This is a genomic window from Rhizobacter sp. OV335, from assembly GCF_900142965.1.
Taxonomy (GTDB): domain Bacteria; phylum Pseudomonadota; class Gammaproteobacteria; order Burkholderiales; family Burkholderiaceae_C; genus Rhizobacter.
Genome location: NZ_FRCQ01000031.1, coordinates 57,111 through 74,515, shown reverse-complemented (window position 1 = coordinate 74,515; position 17,405 = coordinate 57,111). Strand labels below are relative to the sequence as shown.

General features: G+C 69.5%; 19 protein-coding genes. 6 read left to right on the top strand and 13 right to left on the bottom strand.

The window, feature by feature from the left end; genetic code table 11:
• Nucleotides 1-24: 24 nt before the first annotated feature.
• From lipB to BUE42_RS25905, 8 genes are all read right to left on the bottom strand, one after another.
• Complete coding sequence (gene lipB / locus BUE42_RS25940; RefSeq protein WP_255376897.1) at nt 25-690, bottom strand: lipoyl(octanoyl) transferase LipB; 666 nt, start codon at nt 688-690, stop codon at nt 25-27.
• A 15-nt stretch (nt 691-705) separates the two neighbouring features.
• Entirely contained in the window at nt 706-981 is a 276-nt protein-coding gene (locus BUE42_RS25935; RefSeq protein WP_073468198.1) for a YbeD family protein, read from the bottom strand.
• Between the two features lie 63 nt (nt 982-1,044).
• Nucleotides 1,045-1,920, bottom strand: coding sequence for a D-amino acid aminotransferase (locus tag BUE42_RS25930; RefSeq protein ID WP_073468184.1), 876 nt, complete (start codon nt 1,918-1,920; stop codon nt 1,045-1,047).
• Between the two features lie 39 nt (nt 1,921-1,959).
• On the bottom strand, nt 1,960-3,150 hold the full coding sequence (locus BUE42_RS25925) for a D-alanyl-D-alanine carboxypeptidase family protein (RefSeq protein ID WP_073468197.1): 1,191 nt from the start codon (nt 3,148-3,150) through the stop codon (nt 1,960-1,962).
• Between the two features lie 40 nt (nt 3,151-3,190).
• On the bottom strand, nt 3,191-3,805 hold the full coding sequence (locus BUE42_RS25920; RefSeq protein WP_073468183.1) for an alpha/beta hydrolase: 615 nt from the start codon (nt 3,803-3,805) through the stop codon (nt 3,191-3,193).
• Nucleotides 3,806-3,819: 14 nt separating this feature from the next.
• Entirely contained in the window at nt 3,820-4,146 is a 327-nt protein-coding gene (locus BUE42_RS25915) for a (2Fe-2S) ferredoxin domain-containing protein (RefSeq protein ID WP_073468182.1), read from the bottom strand.
• Nucleotides 4,147-4,155: 9 nt separating this feature from the next.
• The gene (locus tag BUE42_RS25910; RefSeq protein WP_073468181.1) at nt 4,156-5,289 is read right to left on the bottom strand and encodes a VanZ family protein; all 1,134 of its coding nucleotides are present in this window, start codon (nt 5,287-5,289) and stop codon (nt 4,156-4,158) included.
• A gap of 7 nt (nt 5,290-5,296) precedes the next feature.
• Complete coding sequence (locus tag BUE42_RS25905; RefSeq protein ID WP_073468180.1) at nt 5,297-5,737, bottom strand: CopD family protein; 441 nt, start codon at nt 5,735-5,737, stop codon at nt 5,297-5,299.
• Nucleotides 5,738-6,011: 274 nt separating this feature from the next.
• On the opposite strand from BUE42_RS25905, the gene hemB reads away from it, so the two are divergent.
• Nucleotides 6,012-7,019 carry a porphobilinogen synthase gene (gene hemB, locus BUE42_RS25900; protein WP_073468179.1) on the top strand — a complete coding sequence of 336 codons (1,008 nt, stop codon included), beginning with the start codon at nt 6,012-6,014 and terminating at the stop codon, nt 7,017-7,019.
• 29 nt (nt 7,020-7,048) lie between these two features.
• Complete coding sequence (locus tag BUE42_RS25895; RefSeq protein WP_073468178.1) at nt 7,049-8,167, top strand: magnesium transporter CorA family protein; 1,119 nt, start codon at nt 7,049-7,051, stop codon at nt 8,165-8,167.
• 3 nt (nt 8,168-8,170) lie between these two features.
• On the opposite strand, the gene ybeY is transcribed toward BUE42_RS25895, so the two are convergent.
• Entirely contained in the window at nt 8,171-8,620 is a 450-nt protein-coding gene (gene ybeY, locus BUE42_RS25890; RefSeq protein WP_073468177.1) for an rRNA maturation RNase YbeY, read from the bottom strand.
• 2 nt (nt 8,621-8,622) lie between these two features.
• Nucleotides 8,623-9,645: a PhoH family protein gene (locus tag BUE42_RS25885; RefSeq protein ID WP_073468176.1), complete on the bottom strand. Its 1,023-nt coding sequence runs from the start codon at nt 9,643-9,645 to the stop codon at nt 8,623-8,625.
• 104 nt (nt 9,646-9,749) lie between these two features.
• Between BUE42_RS25885 and BUE42_RS25880 the strand changes: the two genes are divergently transcribed.
• The 3 genes from BUE42_RS25880 (at nt 9,750) to ruvA (ending at nt 12,967) form a co-directional block, all read left to right on the top strand.
• Nucleotides 9,750-11,672, top strand: coding sequence for a sensor histidine kinase (locus BUE42_RS25880; protein WP_143171763.1), 1,923 nt, complete (start codon nt 9,750-9,752; stop codon nt 11,670-11,672).
• 72 nt (nt 11,673-11,744) lie between these two features.
• Nucleotides 11,745-12,398, top strand: coding sequence for a response regulator (locus BUE42_RS25875; protein ID WP_073468174.1), 654 nt, complete (start codon nt 11,745-11,747; stop codon nt 12,396-12,398).
• On the top strand, nt 12,395-12,967 hold the full coding sequence (ruvA, locus tag BUE42_RS25870; RefSeq protein WP_073468173.1) for a Holliday junction branch migration protein RuvA: 573 nt from the start codon (nt 12,395-12,397) through the stop codon (nt 12,965-12,967). Before BUE42_RS25875 ends, ruvA begins: the two co-directional genes overlap by 4 nt.
• Nucleotides 12,968-12,981: 14 nt before the next feature.
• Here the strand turns inward: ruvA and BUE42_RS25865 are convergent, their stop codons facing one another.
• From BUE42_RS25865 to BUE42_RS25855, 3 genes are all read right to left on the bottom strand, one after another.
• Complete coding sequence (locus BUE42_RS25865) at nt 12,982-13,449, bottom strand: copper chaperone PCu(A)C (protein ID WP_073468172.1); 468 nt, start codon at nt 13,447-13,449, stop codon at nt 12,982-12,984.
• Nucleotides 13,450-13,475: 26 nt separating this feature from the next.
• Nucleotides 13,476-15,755 carry a TonB-dependent receptor gene (locus tag BUE42_RS25860; protein WP_073468171.1) on the bottom strand — a complete coding sequence of 760 codons (2,280 nt, stop codon included), beginning with the start codon at nt 15,753-15,755 and terminating at the stop codon, nt 13,476-13,478.
• A 95-nt stretch (nt 15,756-15,850) separates the two neighbouring features.
• Nucleotides 15,851-16,246, bottom strand: a complete 396-nt coding sequence (locus BUE42_RS25855) for a DUF2946 family protein (protein ID WP_143171762.1) — start codon at nt 16,244-16,246, stop codon at nt 15,851-15,853.
• A gap of 99 nt (nt 16,247-16,345) precedes the next feature.
• On the opposite strand from BUE42_RS25855, the gene ruvB reads away from it, so the two are divergent.
• A complete protein-coding gene (gene ruvB, locus BUE42_RS25850; protein ID WP_073468169.1) occupies nt 16,346-17,401 on the top strand; it encodes a Holliday junction branch migration DNA helicase RuvB in 1,056 nt (351 codons plus the stop codon).
• Nucleotides 17,402-17,405 lie beyond the last annotated feature (4 nt).

Sequence of the window (17,405 nt, the reverse complement as noted above, 5' to 3'; positions counted from 1 at the left end):
GGCCGACGGGTCAGCGCAGTGGAATCAGCTGAGGTGCGACGCTAGCCGGTCGCCCAGCTGCTGCGCCGCGGTGGTCCAGTCGGTGCGGACGCCCAGTGTAGCCAAGTCGACGGTTTGCAGCCCGGCGTAGCCGCAGGGGTTGATGCCGCTGAAGGGGCTCAGGTCCATCGCCACGTTCAGCGCGACGCCGTGGTAGGTGCAATGCCGGCTGACCTTGATGCCCAGCGCGGCCACCTTGCCGAGGCCCTCGAACGCCTGCGCGCGCGGCCCGCTCAGCGCCGCATGCCCGGCCGGATCCGCGAGGTTCACGTAGATGCCCGGCGCGCCCGCCACCCGGTGGCCGGTGATGCCGAAGCCCTCCAGCGTCTTGATGACGCAGTGCTCCAGCCGGTAGACGTATTCCTTCACGTAGATGCCGAGCCGGCGCAGGTCGATCAGCGGGTAGGCCACCACCTGGCCGGGGCCGTGGTACGTGACCTGCCCGCCGCGGTTCGTCTGCACCACCGGGATGCCGTGCGGGTCCAGCACGTGCTCGGCCTTGCCGGCCAGGCCCTGCGTGTAGACGGGCGGGTGCTCGCACAGCCAGATCTCGTCCGGCGTGTCGGCGCCGCGACCCTCGGTGAACTCGCGCATCGCCTGCGCGGCCGCCGCATAGTCGGTCGGGCCGAGCAGCTTCAGCAGCGCGGACACGTCAAGGCACCAGCGTCACAGCACCACCTTGACCATCGGGTGGGTCGACAGCGTGCGGTACAGCTCGTCGAGCTGCTCACGGCTGGTGGCGGTGACGGTGATCGTCACGCCCAGGTACTTGTTGCCGCTGCTCGGGCGGATCTCGACGGTGGACGCGTCGTAGGCGGGATCGAACTGCTTCGCGATCGTCGTGATCGCATGGACGAAGCCGTCGACGTTGGTGCCCATCACCTTGATCGGGAAACGGGACGGGTAGTCGATCAGCGACTGGTCGGGCGGAATCTCTTGCATCTCTTGCATCGTGGCGTTCATACCGTCGCAGATGGGGCGACCGGCAGCAAATTCAAATCGGCGTCAAATCGACTGCAGCTTCTTGGCCCGCTGGTAGGCCTCGTAGAGCTTCGCGTAGACGGGGCCCGGCTTGCCGCGCAACGCGCCATGGCCGACCGCTTCGCCGTCGACCTGGGTCACCGCCAGCACCTCCTTGGTGGCCGAGCTCAGCATCAGCTCGTCGGCGCCCAGCACCTCGGCCTCGGAGATCGGGCGCAGGTTGTAGCCGATGCCGGCTTCCTCGCACAGCTCGCGGATGAGTTCGTAGCGGATGCCTTCGAGCACGTGCTCGCTCTTCGGCGCCCCGAGCACCGCGCCTTCGTGCACGACCCAGACGTTGCTGGACGAGGCCTCGGTCAGGAAGCCGTCGCGGAACATGATCGTCTCGATCGCGCCGTGGTCGGCCGAAATCTGGCGGGCCAGCACGTTGCCGAGCAGCGAGATCGACTTGATGTCGCCGCGCTCCCAGCGGAAGTCGCGCGCGGTGACGCAGGTGACGCCCTGGTGGCGTTGCTCGGCGCTGGCCGGCTTCATCGGGTTGGCCATCATGAACACCGTCGGTGTCAGATCGGGCGGCATCACATGGTCGCGCACCGCGACGCCGCGCGTGATCTGGATGTACAGCAGCTGGTCGTCGGCCGCCTGCGCGTCGATCAGCGTGCGGCAGCGTTCCAGCCACTGCGCCCGGTCGAACGGACTCGCGATGCGCACCTTGCCCAGGCTGCGGGTCAGGCGCGCGAGGTGCTCGTCGAAGCGGAACAGGCGCCGCCCGTAGACCGGCACGACCTCGTAGATGCCGTCGCCGAAGACGAAGCCGCGGTCCAGCACCGACACCTTGGCGTCGCGCAGCGGGCCGTACTCGCCGTTGAGGTAGCACAGGGTGTCAGGAAGGGCTTGCATGCGGGCTCCCGGGGACGGATGCGATGGGGACCAACGAGCTTACTTGATCCACAGCCGCAGGGCATCCCAGGCGCGGCCGAAGATGCCGGCCTGCTCGACGGCGGTCAGCACCACCAGCGGCAGCTCGGCCACCGGCGCGCCGGCGGAGGTCGTCACCCGCAGCGTGCCGACGCGCTGGCCCTGCGCCAGCGGCGCGACCAGCGGATCGGTGCGTTCGATCTTCGTCTGCAGCTTCGCGCCGTCGCCTTTGGGCACGCTGACGAAGACCGCGTTCGCCGCGCCCAGCTGGGCCTCGCGCGTCGCGCCCTTCCACACCGGCACCGTGGCCACCGCCTTCGACGACTCGAACAGGCGCACCGTGTCGAAGGCCTGGAAGCCCCAGTTCAGCAGCTTCTGGCTCTCGTTCGCTCGCGCGTCCATCGAGGCCGCGTTGAGCACCACGCTGAGCAGGCGGCGCTTGCCACCGGCCGCGCCGTTGGCGGCCAGGTTCGGGAAGTCGCGCTGCGCCGACACCACCATGCAGTAGCCGGCGGCCTCGGTGTAGCCGGTCTTCATGCCGTCGACGGTCGGGTCGCGCGTCAGCAGCACGTTGCGGTTGTTCTCGTTGCTGATCGGCGCGCCGTCGTAGTGGTACTTCTTGATCGAGTAGATCGGGTAGTACTCGGGGAAGTCGCGGATGATGCGGCCCGCGATCACCGCCACGTCGCGCGCGGTGCTCTTGTGGCCCGGCTCGGTCAGGCCGGTGGCGTTCTTGAACTGGGTGTTCTTCAGGCCGAAGGCCTGCGCCTGGCGGTTCATCAGCTCGATGAACTGGTCGAGCGTGCCGGCGACGCCTTCGGCCAGCACCACCGCGGCGTCATTGCCCGAATTGACGATCAGCCCGCGCAGCAGGTCCTCGACCTTCGGCGTGCTGCGCGGCTCGATGAACATCAGCGAGCCGCCCCCCTTGCGCTCCTGCCAGGCGCGCAGCGACACCGGCAGCGTCTGCTCCATCGTCAGCTTGTGGTCGCGCAAGGCCGCGAACGCCAGGTAGGCGGTCATCAGCTTGGTCAGCGAGGCCGGGTCGGCCGGCGCATCGGCCTCGCGCTCGGCGAGTGTCTGGCCGGTGGTCAGGTCGAGCAGGATGTAGCTCTTCGCCGCGACCTCCGGAGGCTGGGGGGCCTGCGCGTGGGACACGGACGAGACGGCAGCGGCGGCCAGCGCCAGCACGAGGGCAAACAATCTTTTCATGAACATCGGATCAGGTTGGGCGGCACGCGACGCCCCGGCATCAACGATGCCAGGACCGCACCACCAGGTTCTTCAGCAGCGCCAGCTGCCCGTGAAAGAAATGGCCCACGCCGGGGATGACCACCACCGGCAGGGACTGCGGCCGTGCCCAGTCGAGGGTGGCCGACAGCGGCACGATGTCGTCCGACTCGCCGTGGATCACCAAAGTTTCCTCCGGCACCGGCGCGACCTTCTGTTTCTGCGTCGACGGCCCGACCAGCACCAGCCGCTCGACCTTCGCATCATCGGGCAAGCGGGCCGCGGCCTGCGACGCGACGTACCCGCCGAACGAAAACCCCGCGAGCGCGAGCGGCAAGGCCGGATCGCGGTGCGCGGCGATCACGGCCAGCGCGTCGTCGATCTCGCCCTGGCCTTCGTCCCACGCGCCCTCGGAGGCTGCCACGCCGCGGAAGTTGAAGCGCACGGTGCGGTAGCCCAGCTGCAGGAAGGCGCGCGCAAGCGTCTGCACGACCTTGTTGTCCATCGTGCCGCCCTGCTGCGGGTGCGGGTGGCAGATCACCGCCACGCCGCGCGGCTCGCCATCAGGGCGGTCGAGCGCGCATTCGAGCGCGCCCGCGGGGCCCGGCGTCAGTTGCTTGACGGTCTTCGAGTTCATCGGCCCGGCCCCGGTCAGCGCCCGACCGAATCCGGCAGCAGCAGCCGCTCGACCACCACGCCGTTCTTCAGGTGCGATTCGACGATCTCGTCGATGTCGGCATCGTCGATGTAGGTGTACCAGACCGCTTCCGGGTAGACGACCGCCACCGGCCCGCCAGCGCAACGGTCGAGGCAACCCGCCTTGTTGACCCGCACGCCGCCGGGACCGGCCAACTTCTCGGCCTTGGTGCGCGCCTTGCAGCGTTCGAAGCCGGCCTGCGCATGGTGGTTGGCACAGCTGTCTTCGCCTTTGTCGCGCTGGTTCAGGCAGAAGAAGATGTGGCGCTTGAAATAGGTCATCGGCGCATTTTACGGACCTGGGGCGGCGGGCTCGACGCTGTCCCGGGCGGCCACGCGGGCAAGAAGGTAGACCAGCGCCGCATACGGCCACAGCCAGCCCACCCATTGCGCGAGGCCGTGGAAGCGGATGAAGCGCCCCTGCTCCCAGCCCTGCAGGCTTTCGGCGAAGTAGGGATCGGTCGGCGCCTGCGCCACCAGCGCGACCAGCGCCGTCACGACCACCAGGCCGAGGCCGGCCGCGCCGCGCCGTGGCATGCGCAGCAGCAGCAGCCCGGCGATCGCCCCGGCCAGCAGCCCCGGCAACGCCGGCGGCGTCAGCCAGGCCAGTGCGTGCTGCGGGCCGAAGTTCAGCGCCGTCGACAGCGTGGTCGTCGCGAAACCGAGCGCGGCCGCGCCGGGCACCGTCACCGCGCGGCGCCAGCCCGGCCGCACGATGGTGTAGGCGACCAGGCAGGGCGCCAGCAGGCCGAGCAGGATCGCCAGCAGCTCGCTGCCGCGCGACAAGGGCGTCATCGCGACGCTCGCATCGACCCAGTCTTCGGTCCAGGCCGACCAGGGCGTGCCGGCGAGCGCCTCGGCGGCCAGCTCCTGCAGCCGCACCAGCACCTGGCCGAGGCCGAGCGGCACCGGCGTCGGGAACAGCAGGCCGATCGGCCACAGCAGCAGCAGCAACAGCCCGCCGGCACTGCGGGCGACGAACCAGCGGTCGCGCAAGGTCTGCCAGCGCTCGATGCCGCCCAGCGCATGCACCGCCACCGCGACCAGCGCACCGGCCAGCGTGCCGGCGGCGTTCAGCATCCAGTCGAGCACCGACGGCACGCGCTGCGGCAGCCAGTTCTGCAGGCTCTCCATCAGGAACGACAGCAGCGCGCCGGCCAGCAGCGCCACGACGAAGGCGATCGACACCCGCCGCCCCGAGCGCACCAGCGCGCCCACCGCGAGCGCGCCGAGCGGCATGTAGCCGAGCAGGTTGGAGACCACGTCGAAGGCGGTCCAGTAGCGCTGCCACGGCAGGTGGCCCAGCCCGGCCAGCGGGAGCGCAATCGGTTGCTTCCAGCCGGTGAACGGCGACAGGCTGGCGTAGACGATCAGCGCCGCATACAGCCACGCCAGCGGTCCGGCCGAGCTGCGATGCGGTGCCATGGCCGGATCAGAACGGCTTGACGATCACCAGCACGACGATCGCGGCGAACAGCAGGATCGCGGTCTCGTTGAAGAAGCGGTACCAGCGCTCGCTGCGCTGGTTGCTGAACTGCTCGAACTTGCGCAGCAGCGCGCGGCAGCCATGGTGGTAGCCGATCGCCAGCACCACCAGCGCGAGCTTGGCGTGCAACCAGCCGTTGCCGGGCCCGCGCCCGACGCCGAAGCCCAGCCACAGCCACAGGCCGAACAGCAAGGCCGGCACCATCAGGAAGCTGCTGAAGCGATAGAGCTTGCGTGCCATCAGCAGCAGGCGCTCACGTTCAGCATGACTGTCGGCCGGCACCGATGCGAGGTTGACAAACAGGCGCGGCAGGTAAAAAAGACCAGCGAACCAGCTCGCGACGAAGATCAGGTGGAGGGCTTTGACCCAGGGATAGAGGCTGCTCATCCGCGGGATTATGGAGGCCAGAAAAAGAAAACCCCGACCGTCAAGGCCGGGGTTGAAAAGCCTCATCGCTGTCATCACGGTAAGGCTCCTGCTCAGGGAGGAAAAGCAGGGAATGACGACCTTGCGGCTATCATTCAGTGGCGACTTTAGCAGATGAGTGCCGGGCTGTTGAAGTGCCGCCGCACGGGATTTACACGTAAAAAGTCCCGATGTCTCATCGTCACATCGGTTTCGGCGGCCGGCCCGCGCGTCGCAACCGCCCTCAGAAGAAGCCATGCTGCCGCCCGCCCCCTTTCCCGCCAGCCGCCCGCGCCGCCTGCGCCGCGATGAATTCACCCGCGCGCTCGTGCGTGAAAACCGCCTGCATGCCAGCGACCTGATCTACCCGGTGTTCGTGCAGGACGGACAGAACCAGGTGCACGACGTCGCGTCGATGCCCGGCGTGCAACGCCTGAGCCTCGACCGCCTGATGCCACTGGCCGAAGAATGCGTGAAGCTCGGCATCCCGGTGATGGCGCTGTTTCCGGTCATCGAGCCCGCGCTGAAGACCGAGGACGGCAGCGAAGCGCTGAACCCGACGGGCCTGGTGCCGACCGTGGTGCGCGAACTGAAGAAGCAGTTCCCGCAGCTCGGGCTGATGACCGACGTCGCGCTCGACCCGTTCACGAGCCATGGCCAGGACGGCCTGCTCGACGACACCAATTACATCCGCAACGACGACACCGTGAAGGTGCTGACCGCCCAGGCGCTGGTGCAGGCCGAGGCCGGCGTCGACATCGTCGCGCCGAGCGACATGATGGACGGCCGCATCGGCGCGATCCGCAACGCGCTCGAAGCGCGCGGCCTGATCCACACGCGGATCATGGCCTACAGCGCCAAGTACGCGAGCGCCTTCTACGGCCCGTTCCGCGACGCGGTCGGCTCGGCCAAGAACCTCGGCAAGGCGAACAAGAAGGTCTACCAGATGGACCCGGGCAACAGCGACGAAGCGCTGCGCGAGGTCGCGCTCGACCTGGCCGAAGGCGCCGACATGGTGATGGTCAAGCCCGGCATGCCCTACCTCGACATCGTGCGGCGCGTGAAGGACGAGTTCCGCGTGCCGACCTTCGCCTACCAGGTAAGCGGCGAGTACGCGATGGTCAAGGCCGCCGCCGCCCAGGGCTGGCTCGACCATGACGCAGTGATGCTCGAAAGCCTGCTCGCGTTCAAGCGCGCCGGTGCCGACGGCGTGCTCACCTACTTCGCGCTCGACGCGGCCCGGCTGCTGCGGCAGCAAGGCTGACGGCGCACCTGACCTCACCACCGCGGCGCATGCGCATCTTCCACATCACGGCCGAGCAGTTCACCGAGATCGAATCGCTGCCCGACAAGCTCCCGCCCACCGGCTACCTGTGGATCGGTACCGCGCGGCGCGAGTTCGAGGTCAACATCGCCGAGATCCAGGCCGGGCTGCAGCGCTGGACCGGCGGTCAGCTGGTCGACCTGCACATCTCCGACCTGCTGAACAACCAGCTGCCGTCGCACTTCGACTACACCTCGTGGTACGACCTGATGGTGTTCCGCCGGCTCGCGGCCGGCAGCGGCAGCGCCGGCCTGTTCCTCGACGACCAGACCGGCACCGCCAGCACCGCGCGCCGCGCGCTCGAGGCGATCGACACCAGCCCGGTCGGCTTCGCGGTGTTCGACCGCGTGCTGCTGACGGTGCACCCGACCGACTGCCAGGTGCGCGATTTCTTCGCGAGCAAGCTGCAGCAGATGGTCGAGGGGGCCGACCAGCGCTACGAGCCGCGCGGTGCGATGCGCCTGCCGGCCAGCCCGGCCGACCTGATGCTGCGCATGCTGAACCACATGGTCGACAGCTACCTCGAGCTGCGCCGGCTGCTGACCCGGCAGCTCGGCTACCTGCAGCAGGAGCTGTTCAACCCGCGCAGCCAGTTCGACAGCTGGCAGGTGCTGCTCGAGTCGCGCAACTCGCTGCACCTGCTCGAAGACACCTGCGAGGACCAGCGCAGCGCGATCGTCGAATGGATCGACTCGCTCGACGAATGGCCGGACGAGCCGGACCCGAAGGCCGCGCGCGACCGCGAGCTGCTGCGGGTGCGCTCGCGCGACGTGCTGGAGCACATCGAGCGCGTGCTGAGCCATGTGCGGCGGCTCGAATCCTCGGCCGAGACCGCGGTGCAGATGCATTTCTCGGCGCAGAGCAACCGCACCAACGACATCATGCGCACGCTGACGGTGCTGACCGCGATCTTCCTGCCGCTGAACCTGGTCACCGGCTTCTTCGGGATGAATTTCGAAGGGCTGCCGCTGATCCACAGCGGCGACGGCGTCTGGATGGCCAGCGGCTTCATGCTGGTGATCGCCGGCACGCTCGGCTGGTTCTTCTGGCGCAAGCGCTACCTGAGCACCTCGCGCCGACCCCGCTGATGCTCAGCGCTGGTACGGGTCGTCGTAGCCGAGTGCCGCGAGGATCCGCGTCTCCTCGGCCTCCATCTCGACCGCTTCGTCCTCCTGCTCGTGGTCGTGGCCCTGCGCATGCAGCGTGCCGTGCACCAGCAGGTGCGCGTAGTGCGCCTGCAGCGTGATGCCCTGGGCGCGCGCCTCGGCCTCGACGACCGGGGCGCACAGGATCAGGTCGGCCGCCACCACCGGCGCGTGGCTGTAGTCGAAGGTCAGCACGTTGGTCGCGTAATCCTTGCCGCGGTAGTCGCGGTTCAGCGCGCGGCCTTCGTCGGCATCGACGATGCGCACCGTGATCTCGCCGGGCGCCTGCAGCGCCGCGCGGATCCAGCGCGCCACCTTGTGGCGCGGCAGCTCGGCGCGGTGCGACGCGTCGGCGAACTGCAGCGACAGGCTCAGGTCATCCCGTGCAACCGCCATGGTCAGAGGCGCTCCGCAGGGGTCGCGTCGTAGGCCTCCACGATGCGTGCGACCAGCGGGTGGCGCACGACGTCGGCGGCGGTGAAGCGCGTCATCGCGATGCCGGCCACGCGGCGCAGCACGCGCTCGGCGTCGATCAGCCCGCTGTCGGTGCCGCGCGGCAGGTCGATCTGGCTCACGTCGCCGGTGACGACGCATTTGCTGCCGAAGCCGATGCGCGTCAGGAACATCTTCATCTGCTCGCGCGTCGTGTTCTGCGCCTCGTCGAGGATCACGAACGCATGGTTCAGCGTGCGCCCGCGCATGAAGGCGAGCGGCGCGATCTCGATGTTGCCCTTCTCGAAGGCGCGGGCGACCTTGTCCATGCCCATCAGGTCGTACAGCGCGTCGTACAGCGGGCGCAGGTAGGGGTCGACCTTCTGCGCCAGGTCGCCGGGCAGGAAGCCGAGCCGCTCGCCGGCCTCGACCGCCGGCCGCGTCAGGATGATGCGCTGCACGCTGCTGCGCTCGAGCGCATCGACGGCACAGGCCACCGCGAGGAAGGTCTTGCCGGTGCCGGCCGGGCCGATGCCGAAGGTGATGTCGTGCGCCAGGATGTTGCGCAGGTACAGCTGCTGGTTCGGCGTGCGGCCGGTCAGCTCGGAGCGGCGGGTGCGCAACTGGACCTCGTCGTCGTCGCCGGCCTCGTCGCCCTGCACGTCGCCCTCGACCGCCTCGCGCAGCGCCGGGCGTCCGAGCTGGGGCGTGCGCGGCCGGGCCTGCGAATCGTCGGCCAGCGCCTCGGTGACCGCCAGCTGCAGCGTCTCGGCCGTGATCGGCCGGCGCGAGCGGCCGTACAAGGTCTGCAGCAAGGCCACCGCGCGCTCGGCGCTCGCCTTCGGGCCGTCGATGCGGAACGATTCGTTGCGCCGCGAGATGCTGACGCCGAACGCCGTCTCGATGCTGCGCAGGTGTTCGTCGACGCTGCCGCACAGGTGCGACAGGCGGGCGTTGTCGAGCGGGATGAAGGCGTGGCGAAGGATCACGGGGCGGGGGACTCCGGCGGGCAGAAGAGGAGCAACAAGAAGGGCGAGGCCGGATTGTCGCCGGAAGGCCCCGACGCCGCAGGCATCCTGCACAATCCGCGTCCATGCCCTGCCTTGCGCCGCCGCCCACCTTCGCCCGACGGCTGCGTGCCACGGCCCGGCGCATGGCGGCCACGCTGGCCGCGGTGGTGACCACGGTCGTGGCGTCCACGCTGGCGCTCACCGCCCTCCCGGCAGCGGCCGCCGACGCGCCCGGCACCCTCGAGATCCGCAGCGCGAGCGCGGTCGCCAGCAGCGCGCCGGTGTTCCCGCAGGACCTGAAGCAACGCAGCGTGCGCCTGCCCGACGACTGGGCCGAGAGCCTGCCGCAGGCCGACGGGCCGGTCTGGTACCGCCTCGAGTTCACGCTGCCGGCCCCCCAGATCACGCCGGCCCCGCTGATGGCCGCCTACATCGAGCGCGCCTGCAGCACGGCGCAGGTCTGGCTGAACGGCAACCTCGTCTTCAGCGGCGGCCACCTGACCGAGCCGGTGACGCGCGGCTGCTTCTACCCGCAGCTCGTCACGCTGCCGCCCGCGCTGCTGAACCCGCAAGGCAACGTGCTCGAGATCAAGGTGCAGGGCAGCGCGCTGCAGCACGTCGCGTCGCGCCAGCGTGCCGGCGGGCTGTCGGCGGTGCAGATCGGGCCGCATGCGCAGCTGGCCGAGCTGCAGGCCCGCCAGACCTTCTGGAACGTCTCATTGGTGCAGGTGATCTCGGCGATGCTGGTGCCGCTGGGCATCGTGATGCTGGGCATGGGCTGGCAGGACCGCCGCAGCCCCTACCTGATCTATTTCGGCCTGCTGGCGATCGGCTGGGCGGCGCTGTCGGCGCGCCTGTGGTGGCGCGATCCGCCATGGGACAACATCACCAGCGAGTTCGGGGTCTGCGTCGGCTTCGGCGTGCTGGTGGCGCTGGCGATCCAGTTCCTGATGCGCTATGCCGCCATGCGCTCGACCAAGCTGGAGATCGGGCTGGTCGCGCAATGCGTGCTGGTGCCGGTCAGCCTGGCGCTGGCCGGCCCCGAGCGCCTCTACACGGTGACGAGCGGCTGGTACCTGCTGCTGTCGGCCGAGGTGATGGCCGCGGTCACGCTGTACCTGCGCGTGACCTGGCGCAAGGGCCCCGACGGCCGCGCCGAGTTCTGGCCGATGGCCTTCATGCTGATGGGCGTCGGCGTGCTGGTGCTGGTCGACCTGGCGACGCAGCACGGCTGGATCACACTGCTGCCGGTGCACGTGCTGCACTTCAGCATGCCGCTGATGTTCGCCGCGGTCGGTGCGCGCCAGATCCAGATCTTCGGGCGCGCGCTGCAGGTGGCCGAGGCGAGCCGCAATTCGCTGGAGAGCCGCATCAACGAGGTCACCGCCGAGATCGAGCGCAACTTCTCGCAGATGGCCGAGCTGCGCGTCGAGCAGGTGACCGAGAAGGAGCGCAAGCGCATCGCCGCCGACCTGCACGACGACCTCGGCGCCAAGCTGCTGACCATCGTGCACACCAGCGAGAGCGAGCGCATCTCCACGCTGGCGCGCGAGGCGCTCGAGGAGATGCGCTTGTCGGTGCGCGGGCTGACCGGCAAGCCGATGCAGGTGGCCGACGCGCTGGCCGACTGGCGCGCCGAGACGGTGTCGCGCCTGAGCCAGGCCAACATCGAGGCCGACTGGCGCAGCCCGACCGAAGACGTGCACCAGCAGCTGTCGGCGCGCGCCTTCGTGCAGACCACCCGCATCCTGCGCGAGGCGGTCAGCAACATCATCAAGCACAGCGGCGCCTCGCACTGCAAGGTGCGCTGCAGCATCGGCGAGCACGATTTCGTGCTGGTCGTGCAGGACAACGGCAAGGGCATTCCGATGGAGCTCGACGGCAAGCTCGACCGCGGCCACGGCATGGCCAGCATGAAGCACCGCGCCAAGCAGATGCAGGGGCAGTGCCTGGTCGAATCCGGCCCGGGCTACGGCACCGTGATCAGGCTCACGCTGCCGCTGTGAAGCGCGCTGAAAGCGCACAATCGGCCCCTTGCGCGGCTGCTACGATTCCATGATCCCTTGAGGACCCTGACCATGAACAAGATCCTGCTGCTTGAAGACCTGCCCGAGATCCGGGCCTGGGTGAAGGCCTTGGTCACGCAGGTGTTCCCGCAGGCGCAGATTTCCGAAAGCGCCCGGGTGCACGACGCGCTGGCGCTGATCAGCGCCGAGCGGTTCGACGTGGCCCTGGTCGACCTGGGCCTGCCCGACGGTTCGGGTGTCGACGTGGTCGCGGCGCTGCGCGAGAGCCAGCCCGAGGCCCAGTCGGTGGTGGTGACCATCCACGACGACGACGACCACCTCTTCCCCGCGCTGCAGGCCGGGGCTTTCGGCTACCTGCTGAAAGAGCAGCCGCGCGAGCATTTCGTCGAGCAGCTGCGGCGCATCAGCCAGGGCGAGCCGCCGCTGACGCCGTCGATCGCGCGCCGCGTGATCGCGTACTTCGCGGCGCAGAACAAGCCGCAGGAGCGCCCGCAGAACCTGCCGCACGTGTCGCTGACCGACCGCGAGAACGAGGTGCTGCTGTGGGTGGCCAAGGGCTTCACGCTGCCGGAGATCGGCACGCAGCTGAACCTGTCGCGCCACACCATCGCCGACTACGTGAAGCAGATCTACCGCAAGCTCAATGTCAGCTCGCGTGCCGAAGCGGCGCTCGAGGCGCAGCGGCTGGGCCTGTTCCGCCGATGATCGGCCGGCTGAGCGGCCTGCTGGCAGAAAAGAACCCGCCCCAGTTGCTGCTGGACGTCGGCGGCGTCGGCTACGAGGTCGACGTGCCGATGAGCACCTTCTACAACCTGCCGGCGCTGGGCGAGCGGGTCACGCTGCTGACCCATTTCGTCGTGCGCGAGGACGCGCAGGTGCTGTTCGGCTTCCTGTCGGCCGAAGAGCGCGCGACCTTCCGGCTGCTGGTCAAGATCTCCGGCGTCGGGCCGCGCACGGCCTTGTCGATCCTGTCGGGGCTGAGCGTCGGCGAGCTGGCGCAGGCGGTGTCGCTGCAGGAGAGCGGCCGGCTGATCAAGGTGCCGGGCATCGGCAAGAAGACCGCCGAGCGGCTGCTGCTCGAACTGAAGGGCAAGCTCGGTGCCGACCTCGGGCTGCCGGCCAGTGTCGCGAGCGACGCGCAGGCCGACATCCTGCAGGCGCTGGTGGCGCTGGGCTACAGCGACCGCGAGGCCGCGGCTGAGCTGAAGAGCCTGCCGGCGGATGTCGGCGTGAGCGACGGCATCAAGCTGGCGCTGAAGGCCCTCGCGCGCTGACGGCGGTTCCGCCGTCAGTGGCTGTGGTCGGCGCCCGCGGCCTCGACGTTCACCGTCACCGTCACCTCGCCCGCCTTCTCGAACTTCAGCCGCAGCGGGAACTTGTCGCCCTCCTTCAGCGGCCCCTTCAGGCCGATGAACATCACGTGCAGCGCACCGGGCTTCAGCTCGACGTACTTGCCGGCCGGCAGGTCGATCGCCCCCACCTCGCGCATGCGCATCACGTCGCCTTCCATCGTCATCGTGTGCAGCTCGGTGCCCTTGGCGACATCGGCGCTTACCGACAGCAACCGGTCGTCCGCCTTGCCGCGGTTCTCCAGCCGCAGGAAGCCGCCGCCGGTCGGCTGCCCTGGCGCGGTCGCGCGTGCGTAGGGGTGGCCGATGGCGATCTGGCCGACCGTGAATTCATGGGCCTGGGCCGCCAGGGCGGCGAGCGAGACCAGGGCGGTGGCGGCAATGCGGGTAAGGAGGTTCAGGGTCATGGCAGGGGTCCGTTTCAGGGAGGCGTTCACAGGTCGTACCTCAGCTCCGCACTGTAGGTGCGTTGCGGGTACGGGTGGAAATTCCAGTAGTGGTAGTTGTTCAGGTTGTCGATGCCGAACGCGGCATGCCACTGCTTGTCGATGGCTACGCGCACCCGCACATCGGTCGTGAAGTACTTCGACGTGCCCATGTAGGTGAAGCCATTGGTGTCGCTGTTGTCGAGGCTGCCGTACTGCCGGCCGCTGTAGCGGGCGCCGTAGCTGACCGTCCAGCGATCGTCGACGCGCCATGCGGCCAGCGCGCTCGCACGCCAGCGCGGCACGCGCGGCTGCCACTTGCCGACGGTGTCGCCCGGCGTGCTGACGTAGCCGCTGTTGGCGACGATGGTCGAATCGGCATACGTCACGCTGCCCTGCAGGTCGAGCCCGCGCCACAGCACGTTCTCGCGCTGCGCCGCGGCCTCGAGGCCGGTGGTGCGCACGTGGTCGACGTTCTGCACGCTGTTGGTCGCCGGCGTCACGTTCGGCAGCGGCTGGCTGTACAGCGCGTCGCGGGTGTCCTCGTGGAACAGCGTCAGGCGCAGCGTCGCCGCGTCGGGCAGCGTCCATTCGGAACTCAGCTCCGAGGTCCACGAGCGCTCGGGCCGCAGGTCGGGGTTCGCGATGTTGCTGATGCCGCTCGAGGTGGCCGCGCCCTGGTACAGCTCGGACACCGTCGGGAAGCGCACGGCCCGCCCGGCCGAGGCCTTCAGCACCCAGCCCTCGCGCAGCTCATGCGACAGCGCGGCCTTCGGCGACAGCGCGGTCTCGCTGCGCTGCGGGTGCGCATAGGGTGCGAAGCTGCCGCTCTGCGTCAGGCCGTCCCAGGCCTGCCAGCGCTCGCCACGCAGCCCGAGCACCGTCATCCAGCCGTCGGCGAAGCGCCACGCGTCCTGCGCGAACACCGAGCGCAGCCGCGTGTTGCCGTCGAAGCGGGAGCTGACCGCGCCGCTTTCCTGATCGACCCAGTCGGTGAGCGCGTAGACGGTGGTGCGCAGCCGGAAGCTGTCCTGCTGGACGCCGGCGTCGATCACGTGCGCGCTGCCCTCGCCGCCCGGCCGCCAGGTGCCGCGCGCCGACAGCGTGTTCCAGCCGGTGCCGTGCAGGTCGGTCGCGCTGCCGTCGCCGCCGTCGAGCATCGGTTGCTGCAAGGCCGGCTGCAGTGTCGAGCCGGCCTTGGGTTTGCGGCTCAGGTCGCGGCGGTAGTCGTAGACGCTCCCGGCCAGTTCCCAGTCGAACGCGCCGCCCGAGTTCTGCTTCAGCGACAGCGCCTGCATCAGGTGCGCGAGGCCGTCGCGGTTGGTCACGCCGCTCAGCACCGGTGCCACGTACTGGTCGGAGCGCCCCACGGCATCGTTGCGCCACCAGCCCGCCGTGTAGCTCGCGCGCAGGTCGGGCGCCAGGTCGTACGCGAGCTTCAGCTTCAGGTGGTCCTGCACCGTGCGGTACTGCGTGCTGGTGCCGCGCACGTACCAGGGCTTGCCGGATTTGTCGGTGTCCGGCACCGCGCCTTCGGTCGGCGTGGCCGTGGTGTCGAACACCAGCGGCTGGCCTTCGCTGTCGAGCCGGTTCACGTTGACCCACCACGACCAGCCGCCGCTGCGGTCGCCGAGCGACGCACTGGTCTGCCAGCCGTTGTAGGTGGTGTCGGTGTCGTAGAGCTTGAACGGCTGCGAGAACGCGCCGACCACCGCATGCGCCTCGAACTTCGACGGCATGCGCGTCAGGTAGTCGACCACCGCGCCGGCCGAGTTGCCCGGGTAGGCGGCCGAGAACGGCCCGTACAGCACGTCGACGCGCTCGATCTCTTCCGGCGTCACCAGCCCCCAGCGCGGCGCGAAGCTCGCGCCGTTGCCGAGCAGGTTCGACAGCAGGATGCCGTCGGCATAGACGAGCGAACGCGCGCTGTTGCCGGTGCCCGACGCGCGCGTCGACAGCACCGCGTGGTTGTAGTCGCCGGCATAGCGCTTGCGCACCAGCAGGCTCGGCAGGTACTTCAGCGCGTCCTCGCTGTCGGTGGCGTTGATGCTGGCCTGCACCTGCGCACCGGTGATGCCCTCGATCGTCGTCGGGATCTGCGACGGCAGCGAGCCGCGGCGGCCGCCGGTCACGGTAACGACACCCAGGTGCTTGACGGGGGTGACGGGAGTGAAGGCATCGTCGGTGGCGACGCGGGTCGCGTCGGTGTCTTCTTCGGCCCAGCCCGCCATCGGCAGGCAGGCCAGCAGCGCCAGCACCGCACGGGCGGCTGGCGTGAATGGATACATCACGGAATGGCTCCTGAACAAGACCGGGCGCGGCGCGCGCGGTCAGTCACACGGGCTGTCGCTGCGCGAGTGCGCCGACGGCCAAGGCGGTGGGTTCAGGTGAAAGAGGGAGGACCGTGCTTCAGCCGCGCGATCCAGTCGGCCTCGGCATCGGCGGCCGGCACGCCGGCGCGAACAGATCGCTCGGGGGCCTGCCCGGCCGCAGCCGGTGCGATGACCGGGCCGGGCTGCGGCGCCGCGAACGCCAGCACCGCCGACAGCGCGCAGTGCTCGCTGCCATGCGCGCCGGCATGGTCGGCCGGCACCGGCTTCGGCTCGCCGCTGTCGTCGAGCGCGACGGTGGCGACGCCGTAGACCGTGCAGACCTCGACCAGCGTCTTGCCCTGCACCTGCGCCGACACGCTCGCCAGCATCGGCACCGCGGCCTTCAGCAGCAGCGCCAGCGCAAAGGCCCAGGCGGCCCATCGCGATGCAGGGTGGCGGGAGGTCATCGTCCGATTGTGCCGCAGCCGCATGGACTGCATCTGCACAATCCCTGCACACCGGGTGAGCAAACGCAAACGCTCACCAACGCCGTCGATAATGCGGCGATGGCCATCCAGACCGACGATTTCGGCAGCCTGCCACCGCGCGTGGTCAGTGCGGCGCCCAGCTCGCCCAACGAAGAAGCGATCGAACGCGCGCTGCGCCCGAAGGGCTTGGCCGAGTACGTGGGCCAGGCCAAGATCCGCGAGCAGCTGGAGATCTTCATCAGCGCGGCCCGCATGCGCGGCGAGGCGATGGACCACGTGCTGCTGTTCGGTCCGCCCGGCCTCGGCAAGACCACGCTGAGCCACATCATCGCCAACGAGCTGGGCGTGAACCTGCGCCAGACCTCGGGCCCGGTGCTCGAGAAGCCGAAGGACCTGGCTGCGATCCTGACCAACCTCGAGAAGAACGACGTGCTCTTCATCGACGAGATCCACCGGTTGAGCCCGGTCGTCGAGGAGATCCTGTACCCGGCGCTGGAGGACTACCAGATCGACATCATGATCGGCGAGGGCCCGGCAGCCCGCTCGATCAAGCTCGACCTGCAGCCGTTCACGCTGGTCGGCGCCACCACGCGCGCCGGCATGCTGACCAACCCGCTGCGCGACCGCTTCGGCATCGTCGCGCGGCTCGAGTTCTACACCCCCGAGGAACTGGCGCGCATCGTGCACCGCTCGGCCGGGCTGCTGAACGTGCCGACCGATGCCGAGGGCGCGTTCGAGATCGCCCGCCGCTCGCGCGGCACGCCGCGCATCTCGAACCGGCTGCTGCGCCGCGTGCGCGACTACGCCGACGTGAAGGGCGACGGCCGCATCTCGAAGGCGCTGGCCGACAAGGCGCTCGCGATGCTCGATGTCGACCCGCAGGGCTTCGACGTGATGGACCGCAAGCTGCTCGAGGCGGTGATCCACCGCTTCGACGGCGGGCCGGTCGGCCTCGACAACGTCGCCGCGGCGATCGGCGAGGAGCGCGAGACCATCGAGGACGTGATCGAGCCCTACCTGATCCAGCAGGGCTATCTTCAGCGCACGCCGCGCGGCCGGGTCGCGACGCTGGCCGCTTTCCGGCACCTCGGCGTCACGCCGACGCGGACCGCCACCGACCTGTTCGACAACTAGCGCC